Here is a 20,591-nt window from a genome sequence, read left to right as displayed (position 1 = left end):
AGGTCCGCCCGTCGCTCACCCTCGCCGCGGCCGCAGCGCCCTGATCAGTGCATCGATCCCGCGGGAGCGCCACCTGTAAGCCGTGCTGACCGGCGCGTCTTGCTGCTCGGCCACGTCCTCGATCGACATCTCGAAGATGTCGTGGGCAATGATCACGTCGCCCTCGTGCACGGGTAGCTGGTGCAGCGCCTCGAGGAAGGCGAGGCGCCGCTCCTCGCGCTCGAGGGCCTGATCAGGAGTCGGCGCCTCGTGCTCGGCGCTCGGTGGGGTCGCGACGATCTCCTCGCGTTGCACCCGGGCACTTTCGAGGTGATGGCGGACGCGGTGATAGGCCAGCGCCCGTATCCAGACACGAAGCGCTACTGCGGGCTGCACGTCCGGGTCGGGGCGGTAGCGGTCCTCTTCGCTGGCCTCCCACGCGGCGAGGAGCACGTCCTGCGCGAGGTCTTTGACGTCCTCGCGCGTCGCCCGGCGACCTCGGAGGTAGCGCGCGACGAGAGCGCTGACGACGCCTGCTTGCGCGACGAGCTCGGCAGACGTGATGCGCCTTGGTGCAAAGCGCCGGTTGTGAACGACGATTGCGAGAAGGAAAACGACGAGCTGAGCGAGGGTAAACGCTACTGCGTCCGTCGCCATACCGCTACCCCCTGAACAGGAACGATTGTGACGTACAGCGCGATCAGCATCGACTGCGCGAGATCCCAAGCAGTGAAGACGCCGAAGCGGTAGGGGCCCGCGAGCATCGACAGCTCGGTGATGATGATCAGGCCTGTCGCGACGTGGTGAACCTTCGCCCGCTCCCTCCCGGCGAACCACAGCAGCAGACAGCCGACGGACGTGCAAAGCGCCGCGAGCTGCAAGGCGAGGTAGGCCTTGCCGAGGAGCTCACCTCGGAAGGTGGGGTATCCGGCAGCGAGTCCCGCGACCGCCACGACGTACACCGCGAGCACACCCCACGGGCGCCGCCGGCTGAAGATCCACACTGCGAGCGCCGCCACCCCGGCCATCCAGCCGACGAACAAGGCGCTCTCGACGTGCCCGGCGACGCGAACCCAACCCGTGAATGGGGCTCCCCCGAGCTCGGCCCGCGCCGGCTGCAAGACGTAGAGCCGGATGACCCGGCGCACGACGTCGGAGACAACCCCGTACCCGAGGAGCCATGCGATGGGGCGGTGCTCGGGGCGATACCGCGCGACGACCAAGGCCAGGGCCGCCGACAGGACGGCGAGCCCGTACAGCGAGGGGATCACCCCGCCGACGGTACGCGGGGCTTCGTTTCGGGCCAAAAACAGCGCTCCTCCGGTGCAGGAGCACGGGAGGTGTCCGGGGCGAGCTCGCGCCTCCTACGGCTTCCGGTGGCGCCGGCGCGGTCGCTGGAGGGCTCGGGGGAGCACGGCGGTCCCGAGGCCGATGAAGACGAGGAAGTGCTGGAAGAAGCGGGCGAGGTTCAGCGGGTCGGGCGGTTCGATCGGCATGGCCGGAAGGCTACCAGCGCCGGCTCGTGGACGTCGTCCGCTTTCTTGGCCCGGCGAGTCGACCTGTGGCACGCGCGTGCGCGCGCGATGAGCCCGTGCAGGGTCAAGAGGAAAGTCGCGCCCGAGCGCCGCCCTCGCCGCACGAGCGCCTCGACCTCGCTGCAGGACGAGCAGCGCGCGGGAGGCTACCAGGGCTTCCGGCCGGTGGGTGTCGATTTCGTGAGAGAAGATCCGTGGCATCCGTAAGTGGCATCGGCGCGTCACGCGGCGAGCGCCGCCGCGACAGCGACAGGAGCTGGCCGTCGACCCCTCCTCGCCTCGCTCTGGCGGGCCGCCCCCGGGCCGCTGGCCCGCTTGGTACCCGTCGCGCCACGAGGGTGAACGTGTGGAGGAATGCATGCGCACGCGGGCTGTTGCCCATCGCGCTCCGCCGGCCCTGGTGTGCTCGCGCTCCGGCGCTTTCTCGTCCGCCTTTGCGTCGTCACACGCCCTCTCGAGCCGGCCATGGCGCCCAAGCCGGCGAAGTGATCATCCCTCGTCGAGCCACGCCGCCATCTCGGGCAGGAGCCCCCGCAGGAGGCCGATGACGCGCGGGCTCGACGCGCGCACCTCCCCGACGAGCCGCCGGCGCTCCGCCTCGCTCTTGACGAGCTGCGCGCGGCGCAGCGCCGCCCAGAGGCGCGCGCCGGCGGCGATGCTGTCGTCGCCGTGCTCCTCGGCCACGCGCCGGGCCTCCACCGCGTCCTCGAGGGCCTCCCCCACCCGCTCCAGCTCCCAGTGAATCTCGGCGCGCCGGAGCAGCGTCAGCGCGTGGTATCGGTCCCCCCGCGCCCGCTGGAGCTGCTCGGCCTGATCCGCGCTCTCCAGCGCGGCGGCGGGCCGGCCCGCCCGCGTGAGCGCCGCCGCCAGGAGCGAGAGCGCCGCCGCGCGGAGCGCGGGGTCCCCGTCCTGCGCCGCGAGCTCCGCGGTCCGCCGCGCGACCTCCGCCGCCTCGGCGGCGCGCCCCTCGCGCATCAGGAAGGCCGAGAGGTTCTGCAGGAGCAGCCGGAGCTGGCCCCGCATCCCCTGCTGCTCGGCCTCGGCGACGAGCCTGCGCAGCCGGTCGATCGCCACGCCGGTCCGCCCGAGCTCGGCCTCGAGCACCGCGAGATCGCCCCCGATATGGACCCTGTGCCACGCCGAGGCCAGCGGCGCCGCGATGGCGAGCGCGCGCTGGAGATCGCGCTCCAGCAGCTCGTGATCGCGGCGGTTCTGCGCGTAGTTCAGCTCGCACCGGAGCACGCGGGCCGCGAGCTCGGCCGCGGGGCCCGCGCCCGCCGCGAGCTCCACCGCCTCACCCGCGAGCTCCATCGCGCGATCCCCGGCGGCGACCCCCGCGAGCGCCATCCGCGCCTCGCAGCGGAGCGCGGCATCGCCGAGCGCGTCCGCGTCGGCGAGCAGCCCCGGATCATCGGCCCCCGCCTCGCTGAGCCCGCGCGCCACCTCGAGCCGATGGATGCGCCGGCGCACGTCGAGCGGTCCGCCGCGCGCCACGACGGCGTGCTCCGAGAGGCGCGCGAGCCGCCGGCTCGCCTCCTCGAGCTTCCGCCCCTGGATGAGCGCCCGGACCGCGTCGATCTCGAGGCCGGCGCGCGCCTCGGGATCCGCCGCGAGCGCGGCCAGCCGATCCGCGAACGCCGCCGCCTCCTCGAAGAGCCCCGCGGCGGCCGCCTCGGCCATCGCGCGGCCGAGCCAGCGGCGCGCCTCGGCCACCGCGCCGAGCCGCTCGTAGCCCGCGCCGAGCAGCCCCGCGTCCACGCGCCCCTGCGCGCCCTCCGCGAGCGCGTCGAGCAGCGCCCGGTGCAGCCGCTGGAACCACGGCCGCCGCTGCGTCAGGTGGAGCGCCGCCTGCCGCAGCATCTCCTGCGGGAAGCTGTACTCCTGCGCGTCGCCGGAGGCCGTCAGCACGCCCGACCCGCCGAGCGCCTCGAGCGCCGCCTCGGCGCGCTCGTCGTCCCCCACGACGCGCAGGAGCACGTCGACGCCGAGCCCGCCGCCGCAGAGCGCCACCGCGGCGAGGGTCCGCAGGGCGCTGCGCTCGGCGGCGCTGTCGGCGGCGAACGAGGCCACCCGCGCCTCGAGCAGATCGGCCACGCCGGGGACCTCCCCCCGCAGGGCCCGGTCGTCCGCGGCGCAGAGGGTCCCGTCGCGGAGCGCCAGGGCGCCGCCCTCGTGCCACGCCATGAGCGCGTGCACGATGTAGAAGGGCACGCCTCCGGACGTCGCGACCACGGCCCGCTCCAGCGCGGGCGCGAGCGGGGCGGCGAGCGCCGCGGCCCCGCCCTGCGTGGCCTCTGGATGCAGGCCGCGGCCCACCGCCTGCGCGAGCTCGGCGGCGGCTTCAGGGTCGAGCGGCGCGAGGCCGAGGTAGGTCACCCCGGGACACACCCGCGCCCGCACCTCGCCCAGCAGGGCGCGCAGGGGCGCCGGCCGGCTCGGCTCGTTGCGCGCCGCCGCCATCACGAGCAGCCGGCCCTGCGCCTCCGCGGCGGCGCGCCGCAGGAGCAGCTTGATCAGCTCCAGCGTCGCCGCGTCGGCCCACTGCAGATCGTCGACGAGGAGCAGCAGCGGGTCGCGGGCGCTCGCCCGCAGCAGCGCGTCCTCGATGGCCTCGACCGTGTGCGCGACCTCGTCCGCGGAGGGGAGCAGCGCCGGAGACAGCGCCCGCTCCAGCGCCGCGGGGAGCGCGCGGAGCTCGGGGAGGTCGCTCTCGCCGAGCTCCTCGGCGGCGCGGCGCAGCGGATAGAACGGGCTCCGCCGCTCGGGCAGGCACCGGAGCCGGACGACGTGGCGCAGGTCCCATCCGGTGCGCTCGACCGCGGCGTCGAGGAGCCGGCTGCGCCCGATCCCCTGGTGGCCGCCCACCACGATCCCGCGCACGCGGCCCTCCTGCGCGGCCTGCGCAGCGCGCGCGATCGCGTCGAGCTCGGCTCGCCGCCCGAGAAGCGGCGGCCGGCCGTCGGGCGGCGGACGCGCGGGGCGGTCCTCGGGCGGCGGCCGCGCGGGACGGTCCTCGGGCGGCGGCCGCGCGGGACGGTCGGACCCGCGAACCGGCGGCTGCGACCCTTCCTTGCTCCCTGGCGGGGCGAGCTCGGGATCGAGCGCGGCGAGGATGCGATCGAGCTCGCGCGCGACCTGATCGGCGTGCCGGGGGCGGCTCTGAGGATCCAGAGCGACCAGCGTTGCCGTGAGGCGAGAGAGGAGGCCGGTCGCCGTCGTCGGGTCGGGCACGAGCGCCTCGAGCGGGGGAGCCGGTCGCCGCGGCACGAGGAGCCAGTGCGCGGGCTCCCCGCTGCGCTGCTCGATCTCGGCGGGGAGGCTGCCGGTCCTCAGGCGGAAGATCAGGACGCCGAGCGCGTAGAGATCGCTGGCGGGCGTGGCGGACTGGCCGACGGCACACTCTGGAGCGATGTAGCCGGGCGTGCCCGCGAGCACGGAGCCCAGCTCCCGGACGCCCCCGGCGACCGCGGGCACGCTCAAGGTCATGGTCGCGCCCGCCGGCTCCTCGGCCAGCACCGTGCCGGAGTAACCGTCGACCGCCACGGTGGGCGGCGGCCCGGTGGGGGCGGCGAGCCCCCGCTCGACCCAGCTCCGCGCGTTTCCCCCGGAGATCCCGAAATCGATCAGCTTGTAGACGCCCGACCCGCGGACGACGTTGGCGGGCTTGACGTCCCGATGGACGAGCCCGGCGGTGTGCACCGCGGAGAGCGCCCAGGCGACGGCGGACGCCGCTTCGAGGACGACGCGCTCGGGGAGGCGGCCTGCCTCGCGAGAGAGCTCATCGAGGCTCGTGCCGGCCACATACTCCATCACGAGGCCGACCACGCCGAGGGCGTCGTCGCGCTGGAACGAATAAAACCGCACGACGTTCGGGTGCTCGACCCGGCAGAGCGCCTGCGCCTCGTCGAGAATCGTGTCTCGCCACGCGGCGGTCGCGTCGGGGGAGCCCGCGAGCTGCTCAGGCACGAAGAAGAGCTTGATGGCGACGTCGCGGAGCTTCCTGCCTTCGTAGATCTCCTCGGCGAGCCAGACCGGCGCGAACCCGCCGCTACCGAGCTGCCGGACGAGCCGGAAGGGACCGAGGCGGGCGCCCTGCCCGAGCGGGGCTCCGGAGGGATTCGGCGACGAACTGGTCATCCGCCGCCGAGCATATCCTAGCCACCCCGGCGCTCCCGCAGGAACTGGTCGCTCGCGCTCTCCCTCGTCCGCTCGTGCGTTCCTGCGCGGGCGCCGTCAGGGCACGATCTCGCGGACGCTGCCCTTCTTGTACAGGAGCCCGTTGGTGCCAACCCCGTCGCTCCGGAAATAGACGCTGATGTTGGGCTTGCCGGTCTCCGACCCCGCTCGGGTCCGCGCCCGCGTGAGCTTCATTGCGGGATCGATGCCCGGCTTACAGGGCTGGCGGCCCACGCCGAAGTCGGTCCCCTTGTCGACGTGCTCGTGGATCTTCACCCAGGTGCCTCCGCGCACGCCGTCGGTCTTGTCGATCCAGAGCTCCTGCTTCACATCGCCGCTCGGCAGGTCGTAGACGAGGTGCTTGTACCCGATCCATACATTCTTCGGCATGCCACCGTCCCAGTACCTCTTGCTGAGGATGGCCGCGGAGGCGGGGTGATTCGTCTCCTTCTCGAAATCGATCTTGCCGTCGTAGCGCATGCGGGCGGCGATCCCGCGCGTGTCGCATTTGTTGACGTCCTCGTCGCCGATCGTGCCGTGATTGGTGCGCGCCACGCTGACGAGGCCGCCCCAGGCTGTCCCGTCGTCGGCCACCCGCTGGAAATACATCGTCACCTCGACGTCGCGCCATTGGTCGGCGAGCGCGGGGTCGTGCACGTACATCCGCGGGACGCTGCCGCTGATCTTGAGAATGCCCCGGCCGTCGGTGCGATAGGACGCATCGCCGTGGTTGGCGTCGAACCAGGCATCGCGCGGGTCGATCCCCGAAAAGGTGCGCGCGACGCCGTTGTCCCAGGTCGAGAACCACGCTTTGCCCGAAGGCAGCGTGGGCCGCAGCATCGCTATCCCGAACCTGTCGCGCTGTCCCTCTTCCCCTCCCCCGGCGCCGGCCGAGCTGGACGCCGCTGCGCTGCTCGATGATGCGGACGACGCCGCCGCGCCGCCGCGGCCCCCGCAGCCGAGGCCGTCGCTGCCGGGGCCGTCGCTGTCGAAGCCGTCGTTGCCGAGGGCGTTGCCGCCCCCCCCTCCGCCGCCGCCGGATTGGCTTCCTGACGCAGATGCGTGTTCGTCTCCGCAACCGGCGCTGCTCAAGCCGACGGCAGCCGACGTGACCCAAATCGCAATCGTCAATAAGGTTCTCACACCCACCTGCATAACATGATCTCAACGGCTCTGCGAAGCATTGATGGCGAGATACCGACTGCGACGTGCCTAACAGGCGCTTCACGGAACAGCTCGGTTGTTTCGAGAATTGCACATTTCATCGTGCTTCGAGCGGGCAGCCGCTCGACGAGCTCGCCCGCTGGGTATCACGACGCCGGCCGCTTGAATGGGTGCTGGCATGCTAAAGTATCTGCCCATGTCGACGAATATCCATGAGGAGCTCCTGTGTAGGTTCACGAGGACCGACGCCCCGGAGCCGACGACCCGGAGATCGACGCGCGGCAGCGACGGTTCCTCGAGGTCCTGCTCGCGGCCAATCCTCGGATGAAGCAGCGGCTGGTCGACGAGGGTCGCCTCGACGAGGCACGCGCAGCCCTTCGCCGCGCGCTGGCACACTGGCAGATCCCGCTCGCCTCGGAGGACGAGGCGCGCATCGAGGCGTGCGCCGACCTCGCGACCTTGGAGCGGTGGCTCGGTCAGCCGCTCGCGGCGTCCAGCGCACAGCAGGCCCTGCGCTGAGCGCCGCGGCCGGCGCTCCTCAGCACCGGAACGGCCGCGGCAGCATCAGCGGCCCTTCCGGAAAGGCCCCTCGCACCAGGAGCCGCGACGCGCCCGCGCCACCGATGACGTCGTCACCGTCCACGAAGACGTGCGGCTCCGCCGTCCCTGCCATGCCGAGCGCGTCCGGGCAGGCGAAGAGCTCCACGCGCCGCACCGGCGCCGGCGGCGCCGAGCGCGCGCCCTCGATCGATGACCTGCGCCAGGCCGGGGAACACCGTGTCCATGAGCGCGATGAGCTGCGCGCAAAGGCCAGGCTCCGACCAGGATCTACGCGATGTCTTCATTCCCTGCCCCGTCTATCCATCTTCGCATATCACATCCCAGCGCACTGGACGCGCCATCAGCGTGCGCCGCCCGCATGCCAGAGCAGGAGCAGGCCGACATTCCTGGAAGACGCAGAGAGCTCGATCCATGGCGACATAGAGAATCAGCGCTTCGAGAGAACAGAAAGACCAGCGCTCCGGCTCTCCACTCCCCTCTGCAACCGCGATGCCTCTGCGGCTCGAACGCTCTGGCTCAGTCTCGAGGCCCCAGTTCCAGCAGGGCTGCGCCTCCGGAGCGCGCGCCCTAGACAATCCTCAACTGCATCGCTCTGCGGGGCGATTGCCAAGGGGGGAACCATGAAGAGTATGCTCGGCGCGCTCTCGCTGTCCGCCGTGCTGTCCAGCAGCGATGTGGCGCAAGCCCAGGACAGGGGTCGTCCGCCACGCGGCTCCTAGCTCCAGACGTGCAGGAACGTCCGGACGGAGCGAGGCACGCTGTTCGCCCGCTGCGAGGATCGGAGGGGCAACTTCCACAATACACGGATGGTGGACTGGAGGAGGTGCAGAGGAGACATCGAGAACGACAACGGCCGGCTCCGCTGCTCCCGCGGCCGCTGACGCGCGCCGCGACCGCGCAAGGCGCCCTTGGCGAGGCGGGCTCCCTCAGCGACGAGGAAGCGGGGCCCCCGCCGGGATCCGCCCTTCCTCGACGGCCACGACGTACGGCGGGTACCAGACCAGGTTCCGACGTCCGCTCGTGGATGCGCCTTCGCCGCTACCCCTTCCGCTCCTTCCACGGATCGTCCTGATACAGGTAGTTCGGCTTCAGGATCTTGTTCTCCATGTTGGTGTGGAACACCGCCATGGTCGACGCCGACATCGGCGGGACGATCCACGTCCAGTCCGCATATACCGGGCGCTCGCACTGCCGCTCCTGCTGCTCGAACTTCTTGAAGTACTCCGAGAGCGTGTGGTGGTCCATCATCCGCACCTTGGCCTGCCGGAACGAGTGCAGCACCGCGACGTTCAGCTCGACCAGCGCGGCGTCCTGCCACAGCGTGTCGCTGCGCGTCCGGTCCAGCCCGAGGCGATCCGCGATGAGCGGCAGCTGGTCGTACCGCGTCACGTCGCTCAGGTTGCGCGCGCCGATCTCGGTGCCCATGTAAAAGCCGTTGAACGGCGCCGCCGTGTACTGGATCCCGCCGAGATCGAGGGCCAGGTTGGAGACCGCCGGCAGCGCGTGCCACTTCAACCCGAGCTCGGCGAACCACGCATACCGCGGGTGCTCGATCGGCACCTCGAGCACCTTCTCCCGCGGCAGCTCGAACCACCTCGGCCGGCCGTCGCCGATCTGGATGATCAGCGGCAGCAGATCGAAGCGCGTCCGCTCCCCGCCCGGCCAGCCCAGCGCGAGCGCCTGGTCCGTCAGCTCCACGTTCCCCGGATCGCCGAGGACGCCGCCCTCCGGGAGCCGGTAGCCCGCATAGCGGACCAGCTGGCCGTTCCAGATGCGGATCCGCGGCTCACCCGGCCTGAACACCGTCATGGTCGCCCGGATGTCGCCCCCGTTCGTCGCCAGATCGAGGTGCTCCACCAGCGCCTGGAAGATCTCCTCCTCCGTCTTCAGGTGGCGCAGATCGCGCACGTGGAGCGTCGACCAGAAGAAGCGCCCGATGCAGCGCGAGCTGTTGCGCCACGCGAGCCGGGCGCCATAGGCGAGCTCGTCGGGCAGGTGCGTGTACGTCCCGTGCTTCTCCAGGCTCGCCCGCACCTCCTGCCAGCGCTCTTCCACCGCCGAGGGCACCCCGAGCTCCGCGTAGCACTGGCGCAGGAACGCCTCGGCCTCGGTCGGCACCGCCTCGGGCGCGGTGGGGGTCACGTGAAACGACCCGTGCTCGACCGGACACACCCCGCCGACCGCCCGCGCCACGCCGGCGCGCCGGAGCGGCGTCGGGCGGACCTCGCCGGCGGTGTCGACGTTCGAGCTGAACAGCTCCCGCTGGATGGCGTCCGGCGGCCAGCCCACCGCGCGCAGGTGCTCCTGCGCGTCGCGCATGAAGGCATCGGGACCACACACGAGCGCCTGCGACCCCGGCCGGTAAGGATACAGCTCGGCCACCTGCTCCCTGGACAGCCGTCCCTCCGCCTTCGTCGCGCGCAAGCGGAGCGCGACGCCGGGCGTACGGCCGGCGATCGCCCGCAGATCCTCCTCGAAATAGGCGAAATCCGCGGCGCGCGACGCCGACCAGTCGAGGAGGAAGGCCCGCGCGTCGGGGCGGCCGGCCCTGCCGTCGAGCGCCCGCAGCATCGCCATCGCCGGCGTGACGCCGATCCCGCCCGCGAGGAACACCACCCGCTCCACGGGCGGCGCCGGAAGGACGAAGCTGCCCTTCGGCGCCGACGCGCGCAGCAGCGAGGCCGCGGCGCGCTCGCACAGCCACCGCGAGAACACCCCGAGCTCCTCGCGCTTCACCGTGATCTCGTAGTCGCCGCCGGCGCGCGCCGGCGCCGAGAGCGTGTACGCGCGCGCCACCCAGCGCCGATCGAGGTAGCCCTGCACGAGGACGTGCTGCCCGGGCACCGACGCCGCCGGCGCGCCGCCGACCGGCGAGAGCGTGATCTGGAAGATCCCGGGGGAGAGCTCCCGCGCGGCCTTCACCTCGGCCTGCTGGAGGCTCGATCCGCCGAACATCTCGGCGACCGCCGGGGCGCAGCCGCCGCAGATCTGGCCCGCCCGCGTCCGCTCCGACAGCTCGGCGGGCGTCGCGCACCCGGCCTCGATGAGGCTCGTGATCTGCCCGCGCTTGACCCCGGCGCAGTTGCATACGACCTCGTTCGGCTCGAACAGCGCCGCGGGTTGATCGATCTTCAGCTCGCCGAGCTCCCGGAACGTCGTGAGCTGCCAGCCGGGCAGCGGGCCGCGCGCCATGAGCAGCCGCATCGCCGAGGGGAGGTCGTTCCATTCCCCCTCGATGTGCAGCCCCGTGAGCTGCCCGCTCGACAGGAGCAGCGCGCGTCGCTTGTCGCGATCCCCGCACGGCACCCACCGGAGGCTCTCCATGGGCGCGTCGAGCCACCGCGCCGAGACGCCGCTCCCGTCGAGCGCGCGGGAGAGCGACAGGATGCGGCCGCCGCCGTCGACGATCTTCGAGATCGCGGCCTCCTTGCCGGCCAGGGCGCCCATCGCGGCGCTGCTCTCGACGACCCCCTCGCGCCGGGAGAGCAGCCCCTGCCCGGGCAGGAGGTGGACGTTGACGAAATCGAGCGCGTGCCGCTCGGCCCAGGCATCGACGCTCGCGGGCGGCAGCTCGAGCCAGGCCTCGTCGGACCCGCGGACGTCCGCGGGGATCCCCTCCCTGGCCAGGCTCGCCCAGCCCTCGATCAGCGCCTCGGCCGCCGCCTTCCGCAGGCCCGCCTGGACGAGCGCCGCCGCGGCCCGATCGGCCGGCGTGTCCACGTACCGGAGCTCGAACGGGTCCTCGCGCAGCAGCTGCTGGACCAGGTTGTCGAGCCGCCCCCGCAGCCCGGCGGTGAACTCCTCGAAGTCGACGGTCCCGTCCCCGGTCGTGTCCGCGGCCAGGAGCAGCGCCTTCGCCTCGTCGGCCCGCATCCCGAGGCCGGTGAGGTACGGCAGGAGCTCATCCTCGCTGAGCTTGCGGTCGTGGTCGCGATCGATCTCCTCGAACCGGCGCCAGGCGAAGCGCTCGCTCATCAGGCCGGCGCGGAGGCCGCGGGAGAGCGCGGCCGCCACCTCGGCGCCCGGGGCGGCGGGGCCGCACACGACGGGCGCCGGCGCGGCGGGCTGCTCCAGCGCGCGGATCGCCCTGCGGGCCACGTCCGCGGGCGCCACCCAGGGCAACGCGCCGCCGCCCAGCGGCAGCGGCAGCGTGCGACGGAGCCGGATGTCCTCGCGCCAGTGGTTGAGCGCGCTCAGCAGAGGTCCGTGCCAGACCGTGGTCACCGCCTGGCCGGAGGCGCGCACGAACGCCTCAGCGTCGCGGATCTGCTGCCCCACCCGGCTCGAGGGAGGGAAGTACGGCGCCACCCAGAGGAGGTGCGACGCGCCCACCTCCCTCGCCGACGCGAGGAAGGTCCGCGCGGCCACGAGCGGATAGGCGAGATCCGCGGTGCCCATCACGAGCGCGATGGCCGGCCCCGCGGGCTCGATCGGCAGCGACTGGAGGAAGGAGGCGAGGTCGTTTCTGGGCTCGGAACAGACGATCTTGAGGAAGCTCATGGTGCTCGGCAGGGGCAGCCGCGGAGGAGCGCAACCGCCCTCGCGGCCGCAGGCGGCGTCGATGGCTGCGCGCAGGCGCGGAGCGCTCCGCGCCAGGATACGGCGCATCACCCGGCCGGCCGAAACCCGAAAATGCCCGCGCGACCCAGCACACACCGCCGCACCCGGATTACCAAGGTGTGCACGGCGTCGGGGGATTCCTTGTTTTGCCTGGAGGAGACCCGTCTGCGCGTCACAATCTGCCTCATGGGGCACTTTGGCGCGCCGGCCTGCGCTCTCACCGCGTCGGGCCACGACGCTGACGGGTCCGCCGCTCGACGTTCCCGCCGCTGGTAGCCGCGCGGCGCCACCGGGACCTCGCCCGCTCGCCCCGGACCGACGGGCGAGCGTTCTCCGCTGTATTCGCGGGAAATCCGACGTGAAGGGAGAGCAGGCGAACGGGCATGCAGGCGCCGATCGCGCGCTCGAGCGCCGCGCTGCGTGTGCTCGTACATCCTGTGGCTGTGTACGACTGTGGGCCGGACATACGGGCACGATCCTTGAATTCGCTCGCTCAGCGCAGCCATGAAGACCCTTACTTCGGATCAACCCCTGGCGATGAGGAGCAAGCAGACGCGGTCATTGGCTGCGTCCCGTCCCGCGGTGTCCACCGCGCGTCATCCCGTCCTGCAGGGCGTGACGATGATGCCGGCGAACGTCTCCGAGGCGCTGATCGCGCTGGAGACGGTCGCCGCGCGGCTGCGCGAGAGGAACGACCCGCGGGCCGTGTTCCCCGACGTCTACGCCGTGATCACGCGCCGCGTGAACGAGGCGGTCGTCGGCGGCTCGGACGGCCGGTTCCTCGAGCCGGCGTGGATCTCGCGCCTGGCGGGGATCTTCTGCGAGTACTACCTGACGGCCCTCGCGGCGTCGCTGGAAGGGCGGTCGACGGGCATCGAGGCGTGGGACGTCGCGTTCCAGTGCGCCAGCGCGGGCGGGGCGGCGGCGGCGGTGCACGGGCTGCTCGGCATCAACGCGCACATCAACTACGACCTGGCCCTCGGGCTCTACCGGAACATCGTCCAGCACGGCGCGGCGCAGGACGCCCGGCTTCTCGACCGCTACCGTCACGACCACGACCTTGTGAATGAAATTCTCGCGGCGGCGATGCCGGAGATCTTCGCGATCCTGCGCGCTCGTTATCGCTGCCCGCTCGCCCGGATCGCGACCTTCAGCCCGGACGTGGAGCGCGCCATCTCGAGCGTCGTGATGTTCCTGCTGAGGCGCTGGCGCGACAGGGTATGGACCGACCTGCTCTCCTTGCTCGCGACGCTCGGGCACACCGGCGAGACGGGCAAGCGCGCGGTGCTCGCACGGATGGACCAGCGTTCGGGGAAGATCGCCCGTACGTTCGCGGCGGGCCACGGGGCGCTCCGCGTCGGGGCCCCGCTCGCCCGCGGCGCCGCCCTCACGCTGGCTCTGGCTGCCTGACGCGGGCCATCCCCGCGAGCTGACCGCAGGCGCCGCCCACGTCGCGCCCCCGCGGCCGTCGCACGAGCGTCGTCACGCCATGGCCGGACAGCCGCGCCACGAAGGCGTCGAGCCGCGCGGCGGACGGCGGGCGCAGCGCCGGATCCGGGCCGGGGTTGCAGGGGATGACGTTCACCCTGCACCGGAGCCCGGCGACGTACGCCGCGAGCAGATCCGCGTCCTCCGGGGCGTCGTTGAAGCGATCGAAGAGCACGTACTCGAAGAGCACGCGCCGCCCCGGCGGCAGCGCCCGCGCGATCGCCTCCTTCAGCGCCGCCATCGAGAAGCGCGCGTTCACGGGCATGATCGCCTGCCTGCGGGCGTCGTCCGGGGCGTTGAGGCTGACGGCGAGCTCCGCCCGCGCCTCGCGGAAGAACGGCTCGATCTTGTCCGCCACCCCGACGGTGCTCACGGTGACGTGCGACGGCGCGAACCGGAAGGCCCGCGGATCGGTGAGCAGCCGGATGGCCTTCAGCACCTCGCCGAGGTTATCGAACGGCTCACCCATCCCCATGAAGACGAGGTTCCTGAGGGGCGCGCCGCCGCGCTCGGCCGCGAGCGCCCGGGCGATCCGGACCTGATCGACGATCTCGCCGGCGGCGAGCTGGCGCTCGAGCCCGAGCCGCCCCGTCTCGCAGAACGAGCAGGCCCGGGCGCAGCCGACCTGGCTCGAGACGCAGAGCGTGGTGCGGGCGGGCCCCGGGATCAGCACCGACTCGATGAGCGCGCCGTCACGCGCGCGCAGGACGAGCCGGAGCGTGTCGTCCTGCGCCGGCGCCCGCTCGGCGATCTCGAGCGACGGCGCCGGATCGAGCGCGAGCAACGCCTCGTGCGCCCAGGCCCCCACGCCCAGGGCGGCGAGCGCGCGCGCGTCCCAGGCCGGCGCAGGCACCGGCGCGCCCGGCTCGGCGCCGAAGGCGTGGCGCACCACCTTGCCGGAGACCGCGCGCGCCGCCGACGCCGTGCCGCCGGCCCGGCGGAGCAGCTCCGCCAGCGAAGCCGCGTCGTGGTCGGCGAGCCGCGCGCTCCAACGTGGGACACGCGCGCTCCTCCGGATCAGCGGGCGCCCTGCGACCTGAGCCGGCGGGTCGCCGGCGCGCAAGGGCGACGCCATCTCTTCGGGGATCTCCGGAACGCGCATGCGCACCCGCTAGCACGCCAGCCGCGGCGCCGCGCGGCCCAGCGACACCGCGCCCGGCGCGGCCGCCTCACCCGGACGGCCGCCGGATGGACCGCTCGCCGGGCGCTCCGGCCGGCCGAGCCCCGGCGCCCGCGCGTCCGCCGGATGGACGCTCGCCGGGCGCTCCGGCCGAGCCCCGGCGCCCGCTGCCTCCCCCACCCAGGTCATCGCGAGCTTGTCAATCGCATGTCGATCGCCACCCGAAAGACAAGCGAGAACTCGCCCGGCGCCCCCCATCCGACAGGAAACCTGGGCGCCGTCTGGGGCCATCAGGTGGCCAATCTGTGGACAAGCATGTGGACTGTCAAACCGGGCTCGGGAACGTGATTTTTGGGTTGCAGATTGGTTCCGAAGGAGGGAGTTTAGCGCCCGGAAGTTGGGAGGCGCGCCGGGCCACGGAGCGCCAGAAATCGCAGCAAAATCGGTTGTATCGGTGTGGGCGGCGCGTCCATGCCCGGGCTGGCTTCGGCTGGCGCCGGGGCTTGGAGGGGCTGCCGCCCCGCGATCAGCGCAGGACGGGCAACTGAGTTGCCAGGGTCCCACGGGGTTTCCACAACCTGGGAACAACCTGTGGATTATTTGTCCCTCCTGCGCGTGGCGTGTTCCAGGATCGGGTGAGCGGGGTTCCCGTCCCCAAGCTTTTCTGGCGCTCGCGGACACACCGGTGGGCTACGTTGCGCGCCGATGTCCGCACGCCACGGCCCTGTTTCCTGCGCGCCGCGCGCGTCCCTCGCGATCGCGGGGAGCCTCGCCGGGTGGCTCGCTGCGGGCGCCGCGGCCGCGCAGGCTCCGCCGCGGAACGCGCAGGCGGAGGCGGCCCTGAAGGAGGCGATGGGGACCGACTACCTCGAGACGCGGTTCGCCCAGGCGGAGCGCAAGCTCCGGGCCGCGCTGGACGCCTGCGGCGAGTCGGGCTGCTCGCCCGCGGTCAAGGCGAGGCTGCTGGTCGCGCTGGGCACCGTGCTCGCTCAGAGCAGAAAGGGGCTGGAGGACGCGCGGGGCGCCTTCGCGGACGCCCTCCGCGTCGATCCCTCGGCGAAGCTGGACCCGGATCTGACGACTTCGGAGGTCTCCTCCGCGTTCGAGCAGGCGCGCGCGGCCACCGGCGCCGGGGCGACCGGGTCGCCCGCGGCGGCTGGAACGGGCGGAGCGCCCGCGGCGGCCGGAGCGACCGGGGCACCCGCGGCGCCCGGCGCGGCGGAAGCGCAGCTCCAGATCGCGCCGATGCCCGAGCAGCGCGTCCGCACGCCCGTCCCGCTCCATGCCGAGGTCCCCGCCGAGCTGCTGCCCAGCGTGAAGCAGGTGACCGTCTGGTACCTGGCGCCCGGGGAGCGCGAGGTCCGCTCCCTCGTCATGAAGAAGCTGCGGGGCCAGGGGTTCGGCATCAACGTGCCCTGCGCCGCGGTGGGAAGGACGGGAAAGCTCCTCTATCACGTCGCGGCCGTCGACGAGGACGGCGCGATCCTCGCGAGCGCGGGCACGCGCGACGCCCCGCTGGTCACGCAGATCAGGGAGAGCATCAGCTCGGCGCCGCCCCGCTGGCCCGGCCACGCTCCGCCGGCGGAGTGCGCGGCCCCGGAGCAGGAGCGCCCGCGGCAGTGCCTCGACGACCGGCAGTGCGACCGCGGGCTCGCCTGTGTCGGCGGCGCGTGCGTCACGCGAGCCGCCGCGGAGGCTGCGCCGGATGTCCGGAGGAGCTGGGTCACCCTCACCTTTTCACCCGACGTCGCGCTGCTCTCCGGCCAGGACGTGTGCACCGTCGCGTCGCAGCGGAGCGACCATTTCGTGTGCCTGCGCGGCGACGGGACCCGGTACGACGGCACGCCGACGCCGGACGTCGCGAACGACGTGAACCTCGGCTTCGCGCTCGCGACGTTGCGGGTGGCGATCGCCTACGATCGGCTGGTCCTCGACAACCTCACGGTCGGCGGCCGCGTCGGCTTCGCGGCCGGCGGCACGACGGAGGGCGGCGCCTCGTTCCTGCCGCTCCACCTCGAGGCGCGCGCGCAGTACTTCCTCGGCGCGCGGCCCTTCGAGCAGCTCGGCGCGCGCCCGTTCGTGCTCGCCGCGGCCGGGGTCGCGCAGGTCGACACCGAGGTCGACGTGGAGGTCCTCGAGGACGCGACCGCTTGCGGGGCCGACCTTGCCGACAGGACGAGCCCTTGCACGAGGCCGGGAGCGAGCGGCAGAGTCGAGGCTCGGCGACAGACGCTCACCGCGACCCGGCAAGCGGGCCAGGGGTTCGCGTCGGTCGGCGCGGGCGTTGCCTATGCGCCGATCGAGGCCCTCTCGCTGAACCTCGCGCTCCGCGCGAGCCTCACCTTTCCTGCCGTGACCACCGTCCTCTCCCCGGAGGTCGGTCTTTCCCTGGGGTTCTGAATGGCTGACACCTCGGATACGCGCCGGGGGGCGACTCCCCCGGGCGCCTTGCGCAACCCGAAAATCGATGCGGCGATCGAGCGCGCCGTGCAGAGCGGCGACCCGGCCGAGCTGCTCGCGCTGCTCGATCGGAGCTCCGGGCTGCCCGCCCGGCGCGGCGGGGTGCGCGCGCCAGGCCCCGACCTCGGGCCGAACGCCCCCTTGCCGCGCGTGAACCTGGATCTCGCGCGGGCGGTCGGCGCGGCGATCGCGGACCGCGGCGCGCCGGCCGAGCGGCTCGTGCGGGCGCTCTCCGCGACCGCCGAGGAGTACGCGCTCATCGTGGCGGCGCAGGCGCTCGCGTCGCTCGCGGTGAAGGGCGCCACGCCGGCGGGCGGAGCGGGGCAGGCGCCGCGCGCGGGCGGCGCGCGCCGCGGGAAGGGCGGGCTCGATCCGCTCGAGGCGCTCGAGGAGCTGGCCGAGGACCCGCGGCGCGTCGTGCGCGACGGGGTGGTGGCGGCGCTCCGCGCCGTCATCGCGGCGCGCGGCGACGCGGTTGTCGGCGAGCTCTCGTCCTGGACCGACGGCTACCTGCAGGCGTACGTCGCGCTCGAGGCGCTCGCCGAGCGCACGCTGCTCGCCAGCCTCTCGGCAGGCGCGGAGGTGGTCGAGCGCCTCGAGGAGGCGTTCGTGCTGTCGGATCGCTCCCCGCGCGCGGACGAGCGGCTGCAGGGCCTGCGCCTCCTCCGGCAGGGGATGCCCGCGCAGATCGCGTCCCTCGCCGGCCGCTTCCCCGAGGTCGTGCGCTGGCTCGAGGAGAAGACGCGAGCAGAGCGCCCCGAGTCGCGCGACGTCGTGGCGGACGCGATCGCGGCGCTCCGGAAGGCGTCCTTCTCGGATGCGGAGGTCGACCGCCTGTCCGCGGCGCTCGGCGCGACCGCCCCGATACCGCGCTACGCGGCGCGCATCGTCCAGGGGACGCGCAAGCGGAGCAAGGGGCGGCGGTAGGGGACGGTCGGGCCTGGGCCGCCGGTGTGAAGAGCGCCGAAGCGCAGCAGATCAGGCGGCCTGCTGCGACCCCTCCGGCGCTCCGACGCCGCCCTGCGGCTCCCTGGCGTCCCCGCTGAACAGGAATTGCAGCGCCCCCGGGGCGCGCCGGCGCCACGCGTCCTCGGAGTGGGTTCCGTCCTCGTCCAGGCAGAACAGCAGGTTGTCCTCCCTGTAGCCCTGCTGGCGAAGTTGCTCGACCAGCCGCGCGGCGTCGCGCAGCACCGAGCCCCCGTCCTCCTGAGCGCCGGCGTCGACGTACAGCCTCGAGCTCGCCGGGACGGCCAGAGACGCGAGGACGTCGAAGATCTTGCGCTCGGCGAGCCAGAGCGACGGCGACATGCAGAGCGCGGCCCCGAACACGTCGGGGCAACGCCAATGAGCATAGAGCGCCGCGAGGCCCCCCATGGATGAGCCGCCGATCGCCGTGCTGGCCGGGTCGCGCCTCACCGCGAAGCGCTCCTGTACGGCCGGCACGATCTCGGAGGTGAGCCAGCCCAGATACTCGTCGAGCTTCCCTTCGCTTCCGTCGCCCGGGAACGGCGACAGCTCCGTCAACCGCTCGGGTCCGCCGTGATCGATCCCCACCAGGACCGGCGCTTCGAGACCTCGATTTGCGAGATCATGGACGGCCTCGTGAAGGTGCCACCCTCCGCTGTAGGAGGGGTCGTCGTGAAAGACGTTCTGCCCATCGAACAGGAAGAGCACAGGCGATGGCCGCCCGTCACGCGCCCCCTCGTCGGGCAGGTAGACACGCACGTTGCGCTCCCCGTGGAAGCCGGGAATTCGGTACGGACCAAGGAGATAGATGACATGTGTTTTCGCGGAGGTCTGCTGTTCCACCGTCCCGGTGTGAAGCAATCACCAGGCCGCCACTCGGCCGCTGCTCTCCGGCTGTGGAGCGCGGCGCGGCCCGGGCCATCTCGGCTCCCGGGTCGCGCCGCCCCGCCATGGCAGAACGCCTCACGCGTGACACGCTGCTGCGAGCAGGCGGCCGCCGCCGCGGGTGCCTGGCCTAATTGCAGCTCGCCTCGGAGCTGCCGCCGAACACCGTGGTCCAGTAGGACCCGTAGGTCCCGCCTCCGGTCGCCCGCCCGATGCCGATGACCTTGTAGGCGGAGCCGAGCATGTTCTTGTTGTGGCCGTCCGAGTTCTTCCACTGGGTGAACGTCGCCTGGGCCGTCGAGTTGCCAGCGGCGATGTTCTCGGCCATGGCGGTGCCCCCGCAGCCGAGCTCGTAGCAGGCGTTGCACATGCGGGTCCAGGGCGTCCGGCCGTCGAGGCTCGTGTGCGAGAAGTAGTTCTGATCGCGCATGTCCTCGCTGTGCCCCTGAGCAGCGCGGTTCATCGAGGTGCAGCCCGAGAGCGCCCCGAGGCCGTTCTGCGCGCGATACTGGTTGATGATGGTGAGGAACGCCTGCTCCTCGGTGTCGAGCGGAGTCGTGCTGGGCCCGGCGCCGCCGCACACCTGGCATGCGCCGCAGTCGCTCGAGCAGCTCGAGCAGTCCTCGCCCGCGCCGCAAACCCCATTGCCGCAGACCTCACCGCTCGTCGAGCCGCCCGCGCCTCCGGTGCTGCTCGTCGAGCCTCCCGCGCCTCCGGTGCTGCTCGTCGAGCCTCCCGCACCGCCCGCGCCTCCGGTGCCGCTCGTCGCGCCTCCCGCGCCACCCGCGCCTCCGGTGCCGCTCGTCGCGCCTCCCGCGCCGCTGCCCGGCGCGGGGCCGCACGCCGCCTGCACGTAGAGCCGCTTCGCGGTCCTCCTGCACGGATCACCGGAGAAGGTCGCGTTGCTCGCCCGCACGGCGCAGCTCGCCTTTCCGAGGCACGCGCGCTCCACGACGGCCTTCGACGTCGGCGCGTTGCACGAGGTGGCCGCGTAGCCGCCGCAGACGCCGCGCGGCCTGCCATAACTCGCGAACTGGATCGCCGTGATGACCTCGCCGGCAGGACAGGAGAGCTCCACATCCGAGCCCTCCGACGCGGTATCGCAGACCGCCCCCGCGAGCGGCGAGGACTGGTCCTCCGACAGCTCCGCCGACGGCTCCTCGTCGACCTCGGTCGAGGCGAGGCAGCCGACTGCAGAACAGCCAGCGATGAAGGCGAGGACAAGCGTCCTGTGCAAAGCGCTCATATGCATGCTCCTTGGTTCTCTGGGCCCGTCCGAGCTCGGCCCGCCCCTGCGTCGCGGCTCGCGCCAGCACGTACGCCGGGGCACACGACACCTCGACGGGCCACCCCAGTACAGCGTTGTTCAGGGGGCGGAGTAGCGCACAGCGCGATCCCACGCAGCGCAGCGCCTCCCTTCGATTCGCTCACACCACGGTGTCACCTGACCGCGGGCATGTCCAGATACGAAACACTCTGGCACGCATGATTTGCCGCCGGATCGCTGGATCTTTTCAAGACCCATGAAACCGAGCTCCCCGGAGCTCGACGACACAGGATTTCTTCACGCAAAGACGGTGTGAGACATGGAGCCATCAGGACACAACATCTCCCCTGGTCCGAAGGGTGGGTGTCCGTGTCCGACGACAGACCGCGATCAGAAGCACGTGGGGCGACGACACCCTGCGAGCCTCCGC

General features: G+C 72.8%; 15 protein-coding genes. 4 read left to right on the top strand and 11 right to left on the bottom strand.

The window, feature by feature from the left end; translation table 11 throughout:
• Positions 1 to 15: 15 nt before the first annotated feature.
• The 5 genes from WME73_RS08945 to WME73_RS08925 form a co-directional block, all read right to left on the bottom strand.
• Positions 16 to 636 (bottom strand): RNA polymerase sigma factor, encoded by a 621-nt coding sequence (locus tag WME73_RS08945; RefSeq protein WP_437917370.1) that lies wholly within the window; start codon positions 634 to 636, stop codon positions 16 to 18.
• The gene (locus tag WME73_RS08940; RefSeq protein ID WP_437915419.1) at positions 618 to 1,286 is read right to left on the bottom strand and encodes a hypothetical protein; all 669 of its coding nucleotides are present in this window, start codon (positions 1,284 to 1,286) and stop codon (positions 618 to 620) included. Before WME73_RS08940 ends, WME73_RS08945 begins: the two co-directional genes overlap by 19 nt.
• Before the next feature lie 57 nt (positions 1,287 to 1,343).
• Positions 1,344 to 1,475 carry a hypothetical protein gene (locus WME73_RS08935; protein WP_437534149.1) on the bottom strand — a complete coding sequence of 44 codons (132 nt, stop codon included), beginning with the start codon at positions 1,473 to 1,475 and terminating at the stop codon, positions 1,344 to 1,346.
• A 528-nt stretch (positions 1,476 to 2,003) separates the two neighbouring features.
• Entirely contained in the window at positions 2,004 to 5,651 is a 3,648-nt protein-coding gene (locus tag WME73_RS08930; protein WP_437915418.1) for a protein kinase domain-containing protein, read from the bottom strand.
• A 96-nt stretch (positions 5,652 to 5,747) separates the two neighbouring features.
• Positions 5,748 to 6,821: a hypothetical protein gene (locus WME73_RS08925; protein ID WP_437915417.1), complete on the bottom strand. Its 1,074-nt coding sequence runs from the start codon at positions 6,819 to 6,821 to the stop codon at positions 5,748 to 5,750.
• Between the two features lie 357 nt (positions 6,822 to 7,178).
• On the opposite strand from WME73_RS08925, the gene WME73_RS08920 reads away from it, so the two are divergent.
• Positions 7,179 to 7,373, top strand: a complete 195-nt coding sequence (locus tag WME73_RS08920) for a hypothetical protein (protein ID WP_437915416.1) — start codon at positions 7,179 to 7,181, stop codon at positions 7,371 to 7,373.
• Between the two features lie 19 nt (positions 7,374 to 7,392).
• Here WME73_RS08920 and WME73_RS08915 read toward each other — a convergent pair whose 3' ends face one another.
• Positions 7,393 to 7,560, bottom strand: coding sequence for a hypothetical protein (locus WME73_RS08915; RefSeq protein ID WP_437915415.1), 168 nt, complete (start codon positions 7,558 to 7,560; stop codon positions 7,393 to 7,395).
• An 893-nt stretch (positions 7,561 to 8,453) separates the two neighbouring features.
• On the bottom strand, positions 8,454 to 11,915 hold the full coding sequence (locus tag WME73_RS08910; protein ID WP_437915414.1) for a nitric oxide synthase oxygenase: 3,462 nt from the start codon (positions 11,913 to 11,915) through the stop codon (positions 8,454 to 8,456).
• Positions 11,916 to 12,596: 681 nt separating this feature from the next.
• Here WME73_RS08910 and WME73_RS08905 point away from each other — a divergent pair.
• Positions 12,597 to 13,385, top strand: coding sequence for a DUF5995 family protein (locus WME73_RS08905; RefSeq protein WP_437915413.1), 789 nt, complete (start codon positions 12,597 to 12,599; stop codon positions 13,383 to 13,385).
• Here the strand turns inward: WME73_RS08905 and rlmN are convergent.
• The gene (gene rlmN, locus WME73_RS08900; RefSeq protein WP_437915412.1) at positions 13,363 to 14,565 is read right to left on the bottom strand and encodes a 23S rRNA (adenine(2503)-C(2))-methyltransferase RlmN; all 1,203 of its coding nucleotides are present in this window, start codon (positions 14,563 to 14,565) and stop codon (positions 13,363 to 13,365) included. The genes WME73_RS08905 and rlmN overlap by 23 nt on opposite strands.
• A gap of 9 nt (positions 14,566 to 14,574) precedes the next feature.
• Positions 14,575 to 14,772, bottom strand: a complete 198-nt coding sequence (locus tag WME73_RS08895; RefSeq protein ID WP_437745050.1) for a hypothetical protein — start codon at positions 14,770 to 14,772, stop codon at positions 14,575 to 14,577.
• A 516-nt stretch (positions 14,773 to 15,288) separates the two neighbouring features.
• On the opposite strand from WME73_RS08895, the gene WME73_RS08890 reads away from it, so the two are divergent.
• Complete coding sequence (locus tag WME73_RS08890) at positions 15,289 to 16,983, top strand: hypothetical protein (RefSeq protein ID WP_437915411.1); 1,695 nt, start codon at positions 15,289 to 15,291, stop codon at positions 16,981 to 16,983.
• Positions 16,984 to 17,031: 48 nt separating this feature from the next.
• The gene (locus WME73_RS08885; RefSeq protein ID WP_437745048.1) at positions 17,032 to 17,970 is read left to right on the top strand and encodes a hypothetical protein; all 939 of its coding nucleotides are present in this window, start codon (positions 17,032 to 17,034) and stop codon (positions 17,968 to 17,970) included.
• Between the two features lie 51 nt (positions 17,971 to 18,021).
• Here the strand turns inward: WME73_RS08885 and WME73_RS08880 are convergent, their stop codons facing one another.
• Both WME73_RS08880 and WME73_RS08875 read right to left on the bottom strand, forming a co-directional pair.
• Positions 18,022 to 18,852, bottom strand: coding sequence for an alpha/beta hydrolase (locus WME73_RS08880; RefSeq protein ID WP_437915410.1), 831 nt, complete (start codon positions 18,850 to 18,852; stop codon positions 18,022 to 18,024).
• 172 nt (positions 18,853 to 19,024) lie between these two features.
• Positions 19,025 to 20,140: a CAP domain-containing protein gene (locus tag WME73_RS08875; RefSeq protein ID WP_437915408.1), complete on the bottom strand. Its 1,116-nt coding sequence runs from the start codon at positions 20,138 to 20,140 to the stop codon at positions 19,025 to 19,027.
• Positions 20,141 to 20,591 lie beyond the last annotated feature (451 nt).

This window comes from Sorangium sp. So ce302 (genome assembly GCF_051530145.1).
Lineage (GTDB): Bacteria > Myxococcota_A > Polyangia > Polyangiales > Polyangiaceae > Sorangium > Sorangium cellulosum_B.
Note: the sequence above shows the minus strand (reverse complement) of the source record. Positions and strands in the feature narration are given on the sequence as shown.

What these genes read in the sequence shown, in the direction of transcription:
- WME73_RS08945 (WP_437917370.1), bottom strand. Translation starts at nt 636, where the DNA reads ATGGCGACGGACGCAGTAGCGTTTACCCTCGCTCAGCTCGTCGTTTTC.
- WME73_RS08935 (WP_437534149.1), bottom strand. Translation starts at nt 1,475, where the DNA reads ATGCCGATCGAACCGCCCGACCCGCTGAACCTCGCCCGCTTCTTCCAG.
- WME73_RS08930 (WP_437915418.1), bottom strand. Translation starts at nt 5,651, where the DNA reads ATGACCAGTTCGTCGCCGAATCCCTCCGGAGCCCCGCTCGGGCAGGGC.
- WME73_RS08920 (WP_437915416.1), top strand. Translation starts at nt 7,179, where the DNA reads ATGAAGCAGCGGCTGGTCGACGAGGGTCGCCTCGACGAGGCACGCGCA.
- WME73_RS08910 (WP_437915414.1), bottom strand. Translation starts at nt 11,915, where the DNA reads ATGAGCTTCCTCAAGATCGTCTGTTCCGAGCCCAGAAACGACCTCGCC.
- WME73_RS08905 (WP_437915413.1), top strand. Translation starts at nt 12,597, where the DNA reads ATGATGCCGGCGAACGTCTCCGAGGCGCTGATCGCGCTGGAGACGGTC.
- rlmN (WP_437915412.1), bottom strand. Translation starts at nt 14,565, where the DNA reads ATGCGCGTTCCGGAGATCCCCGAAGAGATGGCGTCGCCCTTGCGCGCC.
- WME73_RS08895 (WP_437745050.1), bottom strand. Translation starts at nt 14,772, where the DNA reads ATGACCTGGGTGGGGGAGGCAGCGGGCGCCGGGGCTCGGCCGGAGCGC.
- WME73_RS08890 (WP_437915411.1), top strand. Translation starts at nt 15,289, where the DNA reads ATGTCCGCACGCCACGGCCCTGTTTCCTGCGCGCCGCGCGCGTCCCTC.
- WME73_RS08875 (WP_437915408.1), bottom strand. Translation starts at nt 20,140, where the DNA reads ATGAGCGCTTTGCACAGGACGCTTGTCCTCGCCTTCATCGCTGGCTGT.